General features: G+C 65.8%; 15 protein-coding genes. 9 read left to right on the forward strand and 6 right to left on the reverse strand.

Annotated features, from left to right (window positions below; translation table 11 throughout):
* The first annotated feature begins 49 nt into the window (after positions 1-49).
* Positions 50-964 carry a hydrogen peroxide-inducible genes activator gene (locus tag ACZ60G_RS30605; RefSeq protein ID WP_465814400.1) on the forward strand — a complete coding sequence of 305 codons (915 nt, stop codon included), beginning with the start codon at positions 50-52 and terminating at the stop codon, positions 962-964.
* Between the two features lie 10 nt (positions 965-974).
* Here the strand turns inward: ACZ60G_RS30605 and ACZ60G_RS30610 are convergent, their stop codons facing one another.
* Entirely contained in the window at positions 975-1,409 is a 435-nt protein-coding gene (locus ACZ60G_RS30610; RefSeq protein WP_465814402.1) for a MarR family winged helix-turn-helix transcriptional regulator, read from the reverse strand.
* An 86-nt stretch (positions 1,410-1,495) separates the two neighbouring features.
* On the opposite strand from ACZ60G_RS30610, the gene ACZ60G_RS30615 reads away from it, so the two are divergent.
* From ACZ60G_RS30615 to ACZ60G_RS30640, 6 genes are all read left to right on the forward strand, one after another.
* Positions 1,496-2,341 carry an SDR family oxidoreductase gene (locus tag ACZ60G_RS30615; protein WP_465814404.1) on the forward strand — a complete coding sequence of 282 codons (846 nt, stop codon included), beginning with the start codon at positions 1,496-1,498 and terminating at the stop codon, positions 2,339-2,341.
* 113 nt (positions 2,342-2,454) lie between these two features.
* Positions 2,455-2,913, forward strand: a complete 459-nt coding sequence (locus ACZ60G_RS30620) for a gamma-glutamylcyclotransferase family protein (protein WP_465814406.1) — start codon at positions 2,455-2,457, stop codon at positions 2,911-2,913.
* A gap of 48 nt (positions 2,914-2,961) precedes the next feature.
* On the forward strand, positions 2,962-3,552 hold the full coding sequence (locus tag ACZ60G_RS30625; protein ID WP_465814408.1) for a TetR family transcriptional regulator C-terminal domain-containing protein: 591 nt from the start codon (positions 2,962-2,964) through the stop codon (positions 3,550-3,552).
* Positions 3,553-3,640: 88 nt separating this feature from the next.
* A complete protein-coding gene (locus ACZ60G_RS30630; RefSeq protein ID WP_465814410.1) occupies positions 3,641-4,375 on the forward strand; it encodes an SDR family NAD(P)-dependent oxidoreductase in 735 nt (244 codons plus the stop codon).
* The gene (locus ACZ60G_RS30635) at positions 4,375-4,572 is read left to right on the forward strand and encodes a tautomerase family protein (protein WP_465814412.1); all 198 of its coding nucleotides are present in this window, start codon (positions 4,375-4,377) and stop codon (positions 4,570-4,572) included. Before ACZ60G_RS30630 ends, ACZ60G_RS30635 begins: the two co-directional genes overlap by 1 nt.
* Before the next feature lie 134 nt (positions 4,573-4,706).
* On the forward strand, positions 4,707-5,900 hold the full coding sequence (locus ACZ60G_RS30640; RefSeq protein WP_465814414.1) for a cytochrome P450: 1,194 nt from the start codon (positions 4,707-4,709) through the stop codon (positions 5,898-5,900).
* Between the two features lie 116 nt (positions 5,901-6,016).
* Here the strand turns inward: ACZ60G_RS30640 and speD are convergent, their stop codons facing one another.
* From speD to ACZ60G_RS30660, 4 genes are all read right to left on the reverse strand, one after another.
* Positions 6,017-7,219, reverse strand: a complete 1,203-nt coding sequence (gene speD, locus ACZ60G_RS30645) for an adenosylmethionine decarboxylase (RefSeq protein ID WP_465814416.1) — start codon at positions 7,217-7,219, stop codon at positions 6,017-6,019.
* Positions 7,220-7,227: 8 nt separating this feature from the next.
* A complete protein-coding gene (locus ACZ60G_RS30650; protein ID WP_465814493.1) occupies positions 7,228-8,328 on the reverse strand; it encodes a type III PLP-dependent enzyme in 1,101 nt (366 codons plus the stop codon).
* A gap of 126 nt (positions 8,329-8,454) precedes the next feature.
* Positions 8,455-10,953 (reverse strand): DEAD/DEAH box helicase, encoded by a 2,499-nt coding sequence (locus ACZ60G_RS30655; RefSeq protein WP_465814418.1) that lies wholly within the window; start codon positions 10,951-10,953, stop codon positions 8,455-8,457.
* A gap of 49 nt (positions 10,954-11,002) precedes the next feature.
* On the reverse strand, positions 11,003-11,947 hold the full coding sequence (locus tag ACZ60G_RS30660) for a PAC2 family protein (protein WP_063038328.1): 945 nt from the start codon (positions 11,945-11,947) through the stop codon (positions 11,003-11,005).
* Between the two features lie 234 nt (positions 11,948-12,181).
* On the opposite strand from ACZ60G_RS30660, the gene ACZ60G_RS30665 reads away from it, so the two are divergent.
* Positions 12,182-12,904 (forward strand): DUF5642 family protein, encoded by a 723-nt coding sequence (locus tag ACZ60G_RS30665; RefSeq protein WP_465814420.1) that lies wholly within the window; start codon positions 12,182-12,184, stop codon positions 12,902-12,904.
* 548 nt (positions 12,905-13,452) lie between these two features.
* Entirely contained in the window at positions 13,453-14,706 is a 1,254-nt protein-coding gene (locus tag ACZ60G_RS30670) for a DUF4192 domain-containing protein (protein ID WP_465814422.1), read from the forward strand.
* A gap of 102 nt (positions 14,707-14,808) precedes the next feature.
* On the opposite strand, the gene galE is transcribed toward ACZ60G_RS30670, so the two are convergent.
* Positions 14,809-15,789, reverse strand: coding sequence for a UDP-glucose 4-epimerase GalE (gene galE / locus ACZ60G_RS30675; protein WP_465814424.1), 981 nt, complete (start codon positions 15,787-15,789; stop codon positions 14,809-14,811).
* Positions 15,790-15,792 lie beyond the last annotated feature (3 nt).

A 15,792-nucleotide genomic window follows, 5' to 3' on the forward strand; every position in this document is an offset into this window, starting at 1 on the left:
CAAAGGCCGGTGAAAGGTAAACGTGATCAGTCGCACTACACTGATAGGCGTGACTGATCAGACTTATCAGCCGACCCTGTCGCAGCTGCGTGCGTTCGTAGCGGTCGCGGAGTACCGCCACTTCGGCACCGCGGCCGCGCGGCTGAGTGTGAGCCAGCCCACGTTATCGCAGGCACTGGCCGCATTGGAACACGGGCTCGGGCTGCAGCTGATCGAGCGCAGCACCCGGCGGGTGCTCGTCACCGCCGCGGGTATGCGGCTGCTGCCGCAGGCTACGGCGACCCTCGAGGCGGCCGACCGATTCGTCGCCTCGGCGACCGGTGACAGTCTGGGCGGCGCCCTGCGGATCGGCATCATTCCGACGGTTGCCCCGTATGTGCTGCCGGATCTGCTGCCCGAATTGCGCAGGGTATTGCCCGCTTTGAATCCTCAGGTGGTCGAGGACCAAACCGCCCGGCTGCTGGAGGGATTGCGCACCGGCGTCCTGGATGTGGCGTTGCTCGCGCTGCCGACCGAAGCGCCCGGCCTCGTCGAGATCCCGTTGTACACCGAGGAATTCGTCCTGGTGACCCCGCGCGGACACGAGCTGGGCGGTCGCACCGATATCACACCTGCCACCTTGGACGCGCTGCCGCTGCTGCTGCTCGACGAGGGGCACTGCCTGCGCGATCAGACCCTGGAATTCTGCCGCTCCGCCGACGCCCATCCGGGTGCGGTCGGCGATACTCGTGCCGCGTCGCTGGCAACCGTGGTCCAGTGTGTCGCAGGCGGTCTCGGGGTGACGTTGATTCCGGAGATGGCGGTGGCGGCCGAAACCGCGCGCGGCACATTGGAAACCGCGCAATTCGCCGCCCCCGCTCCGGGACGCACGCTCGGTCTGGCGTTTCGCGCATCGACGGCGCGCGCGGATGATTACGAACGGCTGGCGGAGATCATTCGGTCCCAGCGGCCCGGAGTGAGCTGAATCCGCGGGATCAGGGTGCCGCGTCGCCGAGGAGTTCGGTTGCGGTGCGGTGGATTTTGCGCAGCGCGCTCATGAGGTGACGGCGTTCGGTGGGGGTGAGGTCGGCGGTCACCTTGTCCTCCAAGGCTTGTCGCTGTGCCTCGATCGGCTGTTGGAGGGCGCGGCCCTTGTCGGTGAGCCAGAGGCGGACCAAGCGGTTGTCGTGGTCGTCGCGACGGCGCTCGAGCAGGTCCGCGGAGGTCATCCGGGTGGCCATTTTGACCACGGTCGGGGTGGTGACATTCAGCGCGGTCGCGACCTCGCCCGGGGTGCGTCCGTCCTGCTCCCACAGCAGTGCCAGGACGTAATTCTGGCCCAGATGCAATCCATGCGTACGCATTTCGCGGTCCGCGAGTGCGCGTAGCACCTTCGAGCTGCGGCCGTGTAGGTCGAGGAATTCGGGCATCTGTCGGATCTCCTTGGCTATTGACGAATAGATCATTAGCCGTCTAGCGTTCTGATTCGTTAGACGGCTAGTGATATGGAGATCTGATGATAGTGGTCACCGGTGGCACCGGAAATATCGGTCGTGAACTCGTCGGCGAACTCGCCGCAAGAGGTGCGGAATTCCGTGTTCTCGTGCGCGATCCGGCTCGTGTCGCGGATCCGGGCGGGGGTGAGTTGATCGTCGGCGATCTGGACGATCCAGCGACCCTCGCGCCCGCATTCGACGGTGCCGACACGCTGTTCCTGCTGGTGCCCGGCATCGGCCTGGAGCACACCGTCGATGCGGTGAACGCGGCGCGAACGGCCGGAGTGCGGCATATCGTGCAGTTGTCGTCGTTCAATGCGATGGGCGATCCGGTACCCGCGATGGGGCGTTGGCATCTCGAGCGTGAGCGGGTGGTCGCCGAATCCGGCATACCGGTGACCGTGCTGCGACCCGGTGGATTCATGACGAATGCGCTCGCGTGGGCGCAGACGATCCGCTCCGGCAGCGCGGTCCTCGATCCCACTGGGCCCGGTCGTTACGCCCCGATCGACCCCGCCGATATCGCCGCGGTGGCGGTCGAGGTCCTCACCGGCGACGGCCACCATGGCATGACATACACCCTCACCGGCACGGAAACCTATACTGTCACAGAACAAGTCGCGACCATCGCCGGCACGATCGGTCGCGCCATCGAGGTGCACGAGGCGGCCACACCGCAGGAGGCTTTGGCATCCCGCTACCCAGGCGGTGCGCCACCGGCGCTGGCGGCGGCGATCATCGAGGGGTTCGAGTTGATGCGCGCCGATACGGTGGGGTTCCGCACCGACACGGTGCGTGAGCTGCTCGGCAGAAGTCCGCGCACGTTCGCCGACTGGTGCGTACGCAACGCCGATGCGTTCGTGTGAAGACGCTGTCCGGTGAGTTGTTTGTCGGACGAGTAGCTGCCCCCAGTTCCAACGCGGGTCTATCGGATCGTTGGGCGTAATCTCCGCTGGTAGGCAGTTGGAAAGGGTGCACGGTGGATGAGTCGGGTGCCAATGTGTCGACCGAGCCGGGACAGCGGCTCGGTCGCTCGATCGCGAACGGCGATCAGCTGTTCGCCTACGGAACGTTGCAGTTTCCGGAGGTGCTGGTCGAATTGATCGGGAGGTGTCCGGAATCGGTGGCGGCGGAGTTGACCGGGTGGCGGGTGGCGGCACTGCCAGGGCGGGTTTATCCCGGGCTGGTGCCCGCCGTGGGCGGGGTTGCCCGGGGTGTGGTGTTGTCGGGGCTCGACGCGGGGGAGTGGGCGGTGCTGGATGCGTTCGAGGATCACGAGTACGAGTTGCGGCGGGTTCGCCCCGGTTCGGCCATGTCGGCGTGGGCGTACGTGTGGACTTCCGTTGTCGCGCAGGAAGATTGGTATGCTGAACGTTTCGCTGCCGATCATCTGAGTGCCTTCGTGGCTCGGTGCGCCGAGTGGCGACGGTTGCTCTGAATCACGCCGGATTTGCCATTCCAAGACGACCGGTCATATATTAACCTCATGGCACGACCCCGACGCAGTGATGACACTCGGCAGCTTCTGGTGGAGCAGGGCGCTGCCGGGTTCCTGACGAACGGCTATCACGGGACCGGTATCAAGCAGATCCTGGATGCGGTCGGCGTGCCGAAGGGTTCGTTCTACAACTACTTCGATAGCAAGGAGAGTTTCGGGCAGGCCATCATCGACCACCATTCGCTGTGTGTGCAGCGGAATTTGGCCGAGGCGCTCGGGACTTCGCCGGATCCGGTCGCCGGGTTGCGGGCGTTCTTCGGGCGGCTCATGGATGATTTCGTGCGGGCGGAGTTCACCGGTGGATGCCTGATCGCGAACCTCGGCGGGGAACTCGAGGGCAGTGAGGTGCTGCGGGCATCCTTGGCGGGGGCGTGGAATTCCTGGCGTGACGGGGTGGCGGTGGCGCTACGGCGGGCGCAGGAGCTCGGGACGATTCGCGACGATATCGACGCCACGGAATTGGCTGATCTGCTGTTGGAATCGTGGGAGGGCGCGGTGATCAGGATGAAGATCCAGCGCTCGCTCGAACCGCTGCACAAGTGTTTGCGCCGACTGCTGGATGACTACTTTCGGCCCTGACCTGTAGGTATTGCCGCTTTGGGTGGCCATGTATCTATTCCAAGACGACCGGTCGTATCAGTAAGTGTCACGAGAAAGAGAGAAGAATATGGTCAAGACGGTCATCGTCACCGGATCCTCCAGTGGGATCGGGCGCGATATCGCTCGGGCCTTCGTGGAGCGTGGTGACAATGTCGTGCTCAACGGGCGGGATGCGGACAAGCTCGCGGCGGTGGCGGACTCGTTGGGCGCGCCATCGAGGTTGGCGGTATTCGCCGGTGATATCGGTACGCCCACAACGGGTTCCGAGCTCGTGCGCCTTGCGGTGGAACGTTTCGGTCGCGTCGATGTGCTGGTGAACAATGCCGGGATCTTCGGGGCCAAGTCGTTCGTCGATGTCACCGAGGCGGATCTGGACAGCTACCTGAATGGCAACCTGAAAGGGACCTACTTCACCACACAGGCCGTCGTGCGTCAGCTACAAGCGCAGAAAAGCGGTGGCAGCATTGTGAATATCGGGACGGTGCTGATCAACCACGCGCTCGCGGGGCTGCCCGCATCGGCCGCACTGGTCAGCAAGGGCGGCGTCCACGCGTTGACCACGAGCCTTGCCGCGGAACTCGCCGCGGACGGCATCCGGGTCAATGCCGTCGCTCCCGGCATCATTCGCACACCACTGTTCGGTGACGGCGACGAAAGCGCCTCGGGCCGACTGGCTTTGCTCAACCGAATCGGCGAAGTGAGCGAAACCACCGCAGCGGCGCTGTATCTCGCCGACGCCGCCTTCACCACCGGCCACATCTTCCCCGTCGACGGCGGGTTCATCTCGGGAAGGGCCGCATAATGCCTTACGTCAATATCAAGGTCACCAACGAGGGCGTGACGCGGGAGCAGAAGACCCAGCTGATCAAGGGCGTCACCGACCTGCTGCAGGATGTGCTCGGCAAGGACCCGGCGACGACGTTCGTGGTGATCGACGAGGTCGAGCTGACCGACTGGGGCATCGGTGGCATGAACGTCGAAGACTGGCGCAAGCGGTGATAGGTCCGGGCGTTGGCCCGTGCGCCCATTTATGCTCGGATTCAGCGGAATAGGTGCACGCGCCGCATACAGAAATGGCAGACTTGTCGGCCAGCTATTGACCTGAGATCCGATGTATCCGGTGTAGGAGCAGCATGGCTATGCCCGGTGAGGTTCGAGCCGAGATCGGTTGGCGACAGGCGATTGTCAACCGTGACGTTGCGTCCGCACTGATCGCGCGGGCGCAGCGCAACGGCGGGATCATGCGGGTCAGGGTGCCATTGCCGGGCCGGTCTTGGCTGATCACCGACAGCGATCTCATCGACCGTGTGCTGCGTACCGGTGCGGGCGAATTCGACAAAGGTGGTCCGATCTACCGGATCATCCGTAACGCAACCGGCGACGAGGGTTTGTTCGTGGTCAACGATCCGCAACTGTGGCGGACATTGCGTGAACACACGAATCCCGCGTTCGCGGCTGCCGAGCTCGTGCCGCTCGCGCACGAGAGTGTCCAGCGATTGAACGACCGGATCGACAGCTGGCATCCGGACCGAGCCGTCGACGTGTTCACCGAATTCAAACTGCTCAACGTAGAACTGCTGGCACGGCATCTTTTCGGTCAGACCGTCGATTGCGCGACATTGGTGCGGCTGGCCCAGCCGATCTTCGACAGCCAGCGCAAGCAGTGGTTCCGGATCGGTGGCGGCAAGTACCGGCGCGCCATCGCGGCCATGGACGCCGAGGTCCACGCCATCATCGACCGGCGGCGCACAATGGACGATTGCGCCGCCGACCTGCTCGGACACCTACTGCAGGTGCGTCCGGAACTCCCGGGCCAGCGGATACGCGATCAGGTGATAAGCCACTTGATGGCAGGTTTCGACAGCACGGCATGCGCTCAGGCGTGGGCATGTGTGCGGCTGGCCGACCATCCCGCCGAGCTGGTCGAATTGCGGACCGAAGTCGAACAAGTGTTGGCGAGTCGCGTACCGGCCGCAGCCGATCTCGCCCGGTTGCCGCTGCTCACATCGTTTTTCGGCGATGTTGTGGCACAGCGACCGTCGTTCCCGCTCATCTTCCGCCACGTCGCGGTCGATACCGAACTGTCCGGTTGCTCGCTGCATCGGGGCGACCAGCTGTTCATCGCGCTCGGACCCGCCCGCCTGCCGTTCGGCATCGGCAAACGAAAATGCATCGGCGAACCGATGGCGCTACTCACCGGCGCACTGTCCATCGCAGTACTCGTACAGCGGTTCGGCCGATGGCAGCGCACGCGGCCGGGCAACCAGCAGATCCGCTACGCGACCACCGCCCCGCCACGACACAGCGAGATCCATTTCACGCGATAACCATTCAGTTCTCGGCCACGAGCGGACACTCCGGTCGCAACCGTTAAGGATTCCGCAAGCCGAATCGCACCGGCTCCACGGAAACCCTTGGGAGCCGGTGCGATTCGAGAGTGCTGCTAGACGCGCAGCGCGTGCGGTTCGATCGCGCCGCGCACCAGTGCCCGCGCATCGATCGTCTCGGCGTGGTAGGGCAGCGTGCCCAGCCGATCGGTCATCGCCTGCACCGGTTCATCGATTCGCTCGTTCAACCCGAACAGGAATGTCCACTCGTGCTCATCGCTGCCGTACTGCACCACAGTGCCGAACTGCTCGTGGAAGCGCTTCCAGGACCGCTTCAGCGTCTCGTTGCGCCACATGGTCGCGCATCCGGCCTGTGCCGTGAGCACGCCGCCGGGTGCGAGCAGCGCCCGACATCGCGACAGGAACTCCGACTCGTAGAGCCGGTTGTGCTGCGCGTCCTCGACCCGCTCATCGGGCAGATCGATGACGATGACGTCGTAGCGGGTGCCCGCCTCGTTCGCGTTGGCAAGGAAGTCCCAGCCGTCGGCATAGTGCACTTTGACCGGGCCCGCACCCTGCACCGCGGCGGCCAGCTCCTCGCTGGTGTAGCCGTAGGGCAGGTGCTCGGCGCACAACTCGACCTCGCGCTGGTCGATATCGACGTGATCCACCAGCGTCGCGCCCGCGGCGACCGACATCTGGCTGGCCACACCCTCACCCGACCCGATGATCAGCACCTTGTCCAGCTTCGCGGCCAGCGCGAAGGCGGGGACCATCATCGCCTCGTGATAGGTCAGCTGGGAGAACTCCGTGGACTGGCGATCGTCGTCGGAGAACAGGCTGATGCCCTGTTCGGTGCGCGCGATCACCATGTGCTGGAACGGAGTATGGGTGTCGACGATGACCTCGTGCAGATCCCAGATGCGGGTCAGGCCATTGCCCACCGGCTCTTCGATCCGCGTCGAGCCATGCCCGCGCTGAATGACCTGCATGCGAACATCCCTGGGAGACAACTTATCTCGCAGCAGTTCGACGGCCTTCGACGCGCCGGCGCCGATACTTCCGCAGGTGAATACGTCGACAAAGATGTCGCCGGACTCCGGATAAGTGTGAATCGAGGCGTGGGACTCCGACAACAGCGCGAGGACGGTCACCCCCTGCGGATCGAACTTCTTGTGTACGACATCGCAGATGGTGACGCCCGCCGCGATCAGAGACTCACGCAACGCCGATTCGAGTCGTTCGAGATCGTCGCAGAGATCTGCGTCGACACCACCGAACTCGGCCAGCACATGCCAGCCGGTGAATTCCGCCGTCATAGGCAAACTCACTCTCGCTCAGCGCCCGAGACATGAACGGTCAAGGGCGGAAAACCATTGAAGGACACCGACGAATAGCTCGCGGTATAGGCGCCGGTATCGAGGATCTGGATGCGATCACCGGCTCGCAACGAGGTCGGAAGAAGGACCTTCGTGCGTTGATACAGTACATCGTCGCCATCGCAGGTCGGTCCGGCCACCACCGCCTCGTCCACGGGATCTCCGTCACGTTCGGTGACGAAGCGGTATGCGATGTACTCGTTCTCGGTCTCGGCCATGCCGTTGTAGCGGCCGATGTCGAGATACACCCAGCGCCGTCCGTCCGGCGCGATGCGCACGCCGATGACCTCGGCGTGAATGGTGCCCGCCGAACCTACGAGTGCGCGGCCGGGCTCGATGACGAGTCCGGCGGTCTCGGGCAGGAATTCGGCGGTGGCGGCCGCGATGACGGCGCCGATATCGTCGAGTGCGGGCGCCGCCTCGACGTACGAAATGGGCAGGCCGCCACCGATATTCACCGAGCGCACCGGAATATCCTTATCCGCCAGCGCTGCCGCGATGCGGCCCGCCTGTTCGATACCGATGCGCCAGGCCCGCGGGTCGGTCTGCTGGGAGCCGACGTGGAAGTACGGACCCCCCACGATCAGTCCGAGATCGCGGGCGCGCACCAGCAGACGTAGCGCCTCGGTGGGGGAGCAGCCGAATTTGGTGCCGAAGGGCGTCGTCGACTGCGGCGCCGAGGACAGGAACCGGCACTCGACTTCCGAACCCGGCGCGTGCTCGACGATGCGCAGCAGATCGTCCTCGGTGTCGAAGGCGTAGCGGCGCACACCCGCGGCGTAGGCGGCCGCGATGTGGGCGGCCTTCTTGATCGGGTTCCCGTAGCACATGCGTGCCGGGTCGACGCCTTCGTGCAGGCACAGTTCGATCTCACCGACACTGGCGACGTCGAACTCCGCGCCGTGACGGTCGAGCAGACGGATGAGTTCCGGGACCGGACTCGCCTTGACCGCGAAGCGTATTCGGGCTCCGGGTACCGCGGCCTGGAGTGCGCGGTAGTTCTCGCGCACCCGCTCTGGATGGATGGCCAGATAGGGCGATTCGGGCAGGTTTGAACCGGTCAATCTAAGGGAACTCTCCGTCGTTTGGGGGTCGGCCGTCGTTCGGGCACCGCGCGAGAGAGTATCAGCGCGATGCCTCTGGTAACCAACTCGTTGACGACACCTTGATCATGATCACCCTGCGACTACCGTGACCTCGTCGAATACGACCTCGCCCGCGGCATCGGACTCGGCGAGATCGACCACGGCCGCCAGCGCCCAGCCGTGGTCCCCGGCGGGATCGTCGAGCACCTGGCGCACCTGCCAGAAGCCGGGGCGTTGTTCCACCTGGAACAGTTGCGGACCGCGAGCGTCCGGGCCGGTGCCGATGCTTTCGTACTCGTCGAAGTAGGGGGTCAGCTCGGCCGCCCAGTCCGGTCCGGTGCCCAGCTCGGCGAGGGCCGCCCAGCGGCGCAGCGCGGCGAGTTCGACGCGACGGAACATGGCATTGCGGATCATCACCTTGAACGCGCGCTCGTTGGCCGAGATCGGCCGCACCGTTTCCGCGCCGAAGGCGAGCTGATCGGCATCGGTCTCCGCGCCCGGATTTGTGAGCTGCTCCCATTCGTCGAGCAGACTCGAATCCACTTGGCGCACAAGCTCGCCCAGCCATTCGGTCATATCGTCGAGATCCTCGGTGCGCGCGGATTCCGGGACGGTGCGTCGCAGCGCGCGGTAGGCGTCGGCGAGATAGCGCAGCACCACCCCCTCGGAGCGGGCCAGCTCGTAATGCGAGATCAGCTCGGCGAAGGTCATCGAGCGTTCGATCATGTCGCGGACGACCGATTTGGGGGACGGGGCGAATTCCGACATCCAGGGGTGCCCGGCCCGGTAGGTCTCGAAGGCGGGTTCGATCAGCTCGGCCAGCGGTTTGGGCCAGGTGACCTCTTCCAGCAGCTCCATGCGTTCGTCGTATTCGATGCCGTCGGCCTTCATCTCGTTGATCGCCTGGCCGCGGGCCTTGTGCTGCTGGGCCATCAGCAGCTGGCGCGGATCCTCGAGCGTCGACTCGATGAGGGATATGACGTCGAGGGTGTAGCCGGGGGCGTCCTTGTCGAGCAGCTCGAGCGCGGCGAGAGCGAAGGGGGACAGGGGCTGGTCGAGGGCGAAATCGCGCTGCAGGTCGACGGTGAGCCTGGCGCGGCGGCCCTGTGCGTCGGGTTCGGGAAGCTGTTGCACCACACCGGCATCGCGCAGGGCGCGATACAGGCGGATGGCGCGCAGGATGTGGCGGCGTTGCGCGGGGCGGGGCTCGTGATTGTCCTCCAGCAGGTGGCGCATGGCGTCGAAGCAATTGCCCGGGCGGGCGATCACATTGAGCAGCATGGAGTTCGTCACGTTGAAGCGCGACACCATCGGTTCGGGGCTGGCGGCGACGAGCCGGTCGAAGGTCTCCTCGCTCCAGGAGACGAAGCCCTCCGGCGGTTTGCGGCGCACCACCTTACGCTGTTTCTTCGGATCGTCGCCCGCCTTGGCCAGCAGCCGGGTGTTCTCCACTTCGTGGTCGGGCGCCTGCACGACCACGGTGCCCATGGTGTCGTAGCCCGCCCGGCCCGCGCGCCCGGCGATCTGATGGAATTCGCGGGCCTTGAGCCTGCGGGTGCGCACACCGTCGAATTTGGTGAGACCGGTGAGCAGTACCGTGCGGATCGGCACGTTGATCCCGACGCCGAGAGTGTCGGTGCCGCACACCACCTTCAGCAGACCATCCTGGGCCAGGCGCTCCACCAGGCGGCGGTACTTGGGCAGCATGCCCGCGTGATGTACGCCGATACCGTGGCGGATCAGCCGGGACAGGGTCTTGCCGAACCCGGAGGAGAAGCGGAAATCGCCCAGTGCCGTTGCGATGGCGTCCTTTTCGGCGCGCGTGGCGAAGTTGACGCTGGTCAGCGCCTGTGCGCGTTCCAATGCGGCGGCCTGGGTGAAATGCACGACGTACACCGGTGACTGGTTGGTCGTGACGAGATCTTCCAGGGTTTCGGTGATGGGGGTGCGCGCGTAGGAAAAGCTCAGCGGGACAGGACGTTCGGTGCCCGCGACGATAGCGGTCGGATTACCGGTGCGGCGTTTCAGATCGGCGGCGAAGAAGTCGACCTCGCCGAGAGTTGCCGACATGAGCAGGAATTGGGCGCGCGGAAGTTCCAGCAGCGGTACCTGCCAGGCCCAGCCGCGGTCCGGATCGGCGTAGAAGTGGAATTCGTCCATCACGACCTGGCCGACATCGGCGGCCGCGCCCTCGCGCAGCGCCATATTCGCCAGGATCTCGGCGGTGGCGCAGATGATCGGCGCCTCCGGATTCACCGCCGCGTCACCGGTCACCATGCCGACCCGGTCCGCGCCGAAAACCTCGCACAGGGCGAAGAACTTCTCGCTGACCAGCGCTTTGATCGGGGCGGTGTAGTAGGTGCGCAGGCCGCGGGTCAACGCGAACAGATGCGCGCCGACGGCGACAAGGGATTTACCGGATCCGGTGGGGGTGGCCAGGATGACATTGGATCCGGACGCCAATTCCAGTAGCGCCTCGTCCTGCGCCGGGTACAGCGGGGTGCCCTGCTCGGCCGCCCACGACCCGAAGGATTCGTAGAGCGCGTCGGCGTCGGTTCCCGGTATCTCCAGCAGTTCGGTCAGATCCACTCCGACCACCCTACGGGCAACCGTCTACGGCCCCGTCAGGGTGATCGGGTCAGTTGGACTGTTCGTCCTCGTCGCCGTCGTAGCCGCCCTGCTCGGCCAGGAAGCGCTCGAATTCGGCGCCCAATTCGTCGCCGCTGGGCAGTTCACCATCGCCTACCAGCAGGCTCGACTGGCGTTCCTGCGCGGAGACGAAGCTGTCGTACTGGCGCTCGAGCGCGTGCACCACGGTCTCGACCTCGGAATTCCCCGCGATGTGCTCGTTGACCTGCTCGCGCACCCGCGCGGCGGCCTCACCGAGCGCGGCCAGCGGGAATTCCAGGCCCGCGTTGTCGGCGACGTGCTCGAGCAGGGTCTGCGCGGCCTCCGGGTAGGCGGTCTGCGCGAGGTAGTGCGGCACATGCACCGAGAATCCGACGGATTCGTGGCCGTGCTGGGCCATCCGGTACTCCAGCAGCGAGGACGCGCTCCCCGGCACCTGTAGCTCGCCCGGCCAGCGCTGATGATCGGCGATGAGGTCGCGGTCGGAGGAGTGCGCGGTGATGCCGAGCGGGCGGGTATGCGGGATCGCCATCGGGATGGCACTCAGTCCGATGCTGCGCCGCACACCGAGTTGTTCGGCGAGCAGACGCACCGCGGTGGTGAATTTCTCCCAGCGCAGATCCGGTTCCAGGCCGGACAGCAGCAGGAACGGGGTGCCCGCGGTATCGCGCAGCGCCCAGAGATTCAGCTCGGGCTCGGCGTAATCCGAGAAGTGGTCGGTCTTGAACGTCATCAGCGGACGACGCGAGCGGTAGTCCAGCAACTCGTCGACATCGAACGAGGCGACCAGCTCGCTCTCGAGACTCTCGCGCAGGTGCGTCGTGGCCAGCCGCACCGCATGCCCGGCATCGGTGAAGCCCTCCAGTCCGTGTACCAGGACCGGACCCAAGCCATCGTCGTTCGACAGCTGCGGAGCTGGGAACTCCAACTCGTACATTCGCGACTCGTGGTCCATCGCGTCTCCTTCCTGCGCGGTTCACCGACGCGAGCTTCCAGGTTCACAGGCCTGTTCGGCAATTCGCGGCGGTCAACCACTGTCCATTGTCCCCCATGGCCCCGACACCCGTTGCCACGGGCGACACCGACCCATAAGACAGGCCAACATCAGTAGTACCCCGCACATTCCCGGTCACTCGAAGAACCGGCGTGGCATCGTGGGCGGGCACGGGGAGTTTGGCACAGTGGACCGGTGACTGTGCCGAATTCGACGCGCAGGGGGCCACGCGGATTCGGGGTATCGGGTTGGGTGCCCCTCGCCGCGAGTGCGGTGCTGCTCGCCGGCTGCGCGTCAACGGTGACCGGACATCCGGTCGCCTCCGGTCCGAGTGCGGGGACCCGGTATGTGACGGCACAGCTTTCGACGCTGCTGCCCGATCCCGCGCAGTTCCCGGCCGGATATGAGGCGGTCGTGCTGCCACCGGAGGCGGCCGCGCAGGCGGCGGGGGATCTGACCGGGGTCGGGCGCGGTTCGACGGTGCAGCCCGACGGATGTGTCCCGCCCGCTCAGCAATTCGGTCCGAATCAGACGGCCGTCGCGGTGGGCACCGACAACGAGACGCGCGCCACGATGACCGCGGAGTTGACCAGGACCGGACAGCCGTTGTCGGCGTTGCGTGACCAGTTGAAGCGGTGTCAGCAGGTGCATGTGAGCCGAGCGGGTGCGACGACGATTGTGACCACCGAACTGCAGGCGCCGCCGACGATCGATGCCGACGACACGCTCGCGCTGCGCCGCACGGTGGCCCCGCAGGTGAGCGCCGCCGGGCTGACGCAGTCGATGCAGACGCTCACCGGGCAGGTCGCCGATGTGCGAATCACGGTGACGTACATGACGTTCGGCGCTGCGAAGCCGGATACCGCGGCATTGGACGAGCTGTTCACGGCGGCGGTGCGGAAGGTAGAGAAGAGGTGAATACGGAGGGTTTCGCCGCTCGGCAGCTGGAGCGTGCGGCCGGACAGTAACAGGTGGCACCGACATAGTCGCCGCCGTATCGGTGTCCGATTCCCGATTCGTCCACAGTCCGAGCGTTTTCCACAGGGCAATTCCGTCCCGCGATATCCCCAGGTCGCTGTCCCGGGCTTCGAGGTGGGTGAGCGCACCCTCGATGCATGACGACTTCCACGAATCCCGCTCCTGCCCTCGGAGATCCGGGCGACGGCGCATCGTCGCGCACCGGTTTTTGTACAAGCCCCGCCGTTCACCTCCGCAAATCCGCCCACCCGCCGCATGTCGGCGACTCGGGCCACCGTGATGTCGAGGATTCGCGTGACGGCGCGGATACGGGCGGCGGTGTGCGAATCGACCGGCCAATGGAAAGTCCTGATGCCGTATGGCCATGTGACGGCGCCGGGATAGGTACCGACAAGCCAGCAGACGATCTAGCTGCGGGGCATCTAGCGCCGCGGTTCGATGAACCAGCGCGCGATAGCGTTGGGTCGCATACGTATCGCACGTGGCCCGTGGACAAGGTCTCGGCCCGAATCGATTCGGTGTCCTTCTTCGACCCTGATGTCGAGGCCGAATTGTCGGAATGCACACGGGGTTTCGGGAAAGAGCCGCGCCCGGGAATCTGTGCGGAACCGCCGCCGGAATTCGGGGATCGGATCCCAGGGGATTCACTGCATGTCGACGATCCCGGTGAATTGATTGTGGCGGTGCCCGCCATGGTCGGATTCGTGCCGGAGCGGTCGATGGTGGTGGCGGTGCTGCGGGGCGCGACCGATGCGGAGCAGAGTCCGATCATCGATGCGGTGGTGCGGTTCGATTTGGATCAGGAAGGCGGGAGTCGGCGGGGGCTCGCGGCGGCATATGCGGAGTGTGTTTCGCACATCTGTGCCGCAGAGGGGGCGACGGAAGTACTCGCGGTCATCGTCGATGACCGGGTGCGCGAACCGCGGCGCACGCGCCGAAATGGTGCAGGGAGTGCGGGACCGTGGGGCACGCTCATCGCGGCGTTCGCGCGCCGACTGTCGCGGGCCGAGGTGTACCTCGAGGGCGCCTGGGCGGTGCGCGCCATCGAGGCGGATCAGCGGTGGTGGAGTCTGCTCGATGCGAATCACCATGGGACGCTGCCGGATCCGGCCACATCGATGGTGACGGTGGCGCATGTGCTCGAAGGGCGGCCGATCCGGGGAACCCGTTCGGAGCTGACCGCGCTGGTCGCACCGGATGAGGAACTGGCGCACCAGGTCGCGCTACATCTGGACAGCGCTCGCGCGCTCGCGCACGAGCAGTACGCCGCGGCCGTCCGGCGCGGTGATCCCGACGGATACCACCGGCGGGCACTCGAACATGTGCTGTGGCAGATCGCCAATATCGACTCCGGTGTGGCCCTCACCGCCCAGGAATACGCGGAACTGGCCGCGGCACTGCGTGATCGGGCGGTGCGCGACTCGCTGTTCGGGCTGGCCGTCGGAGACCACGCCGCCCCTGCGGAAACCCTCTGGGTGGCGCTGACGCATGCACTGTCGGGCAGCGACCGTGCCGATGCGGCAACACTTCTCGGCTACAGCGCCTACATCCGCGGTGACGGGCCGCTCGCCGGCATCGCACTGCAGGCGGCCTTGGAAGCCGATCCCGCCCATTCCATGGCGAGTTTGCTCGAGATCTCACTGCGCACCGGGATGCGTCCGGATACGCTGCGCCGCCTTGCCTACTGCGGGCTCGGCATTGCCGCGGATCTCGGTATCGACTTGGGGCCGGTTGTCCGGTGAGCCCGTTCGCGTTCTCGGGTGGTCAGAGGTGAGTTGGCGAGTCACATGGTGGTCGTGGCAAATGCGGCACCACCATGTGACCGCGCTCGATGGTGAGCTGGCCTACTTCGCGCTGTGTGCCCGCGGACCGAGGTCACGCAGGAATTCCCAAGCATCGGCGACGATTTCGTCCAGATTGTTGTGCTTGGGCTGCCAGCCGAGATCGGTGATGACGCGGTCGCTGGACGCGATCAGCGTGGCCGGGTCGCCGGCGCGACGCGGTGCGTCCTGGGCGGCGATGGGCAGGCCGGTGACGCGCTCGCAGGCCGAAATCACCTCGCGGACCGAGAAACCGGTGCCGCTGCCGAGATTGAAGATGCGATGTGTGCCGGATTCGGCAGCGCCGAGGGCCAGCAGGTGGGCGTCGGCGAGGTCGCGAATGTGGATGTAATCGCGGACCGCGGTGCCGTCGGGGGTGGGCCAGTCGGTGCCGAAGACCGAGATCGCCTTGCGATGACCGAGGGCGACCTGGAGCACGAGGGGGATGAGATGGGTTTCCACCACCCGGTTTTCGCCGAGGCCGCCGTAGGCGCCCGCGACGTTGAAGTAGCGCAGGCTGGTCGCGGCCAGACCGTGCGCGATCGAATAGGAGGTGATGGCGTGGTCGATGGCCAGCTTGGAGGCGCCGTAGGGGTTGGTCGGCCGGGTCGGCGCATCCTCGGTGATCGGCACCCGTTCGGGTTCGCCGTACACGGCCGCGGTCGAGGAGAAGACCAGCCGCGGCGTCTCGGTGCGGCGCATCGCCTCCAGCAGCTCGAGCGTCTTCACCACATTGCCGTGCCAGTACTTCTCCGGCTGCTGCACCGACTCACCGACCAGCGACTGCGCCGCGAAATGCAGGACACCGTCGAAGGATTCGGCCTCGAGCAAAGCGGGCGCGGCGACCGCGACATCACCCTCGACGAACCGCGCCTCGGTAGGCACGCCCTCGGCATTGCCGGTCGACAGGTCGTCGACCACCACGACCTCGTGCCCCGATTCGAGCAGAACCTGCGCGCAGACGCCACCTACATAGCCCGCGCCACCCGTGATCAGAAGTTTCACGCC

The sequence above is a fragment of the Nocardia sp. NPDC102475 genome, assembly GCF_055584605.1.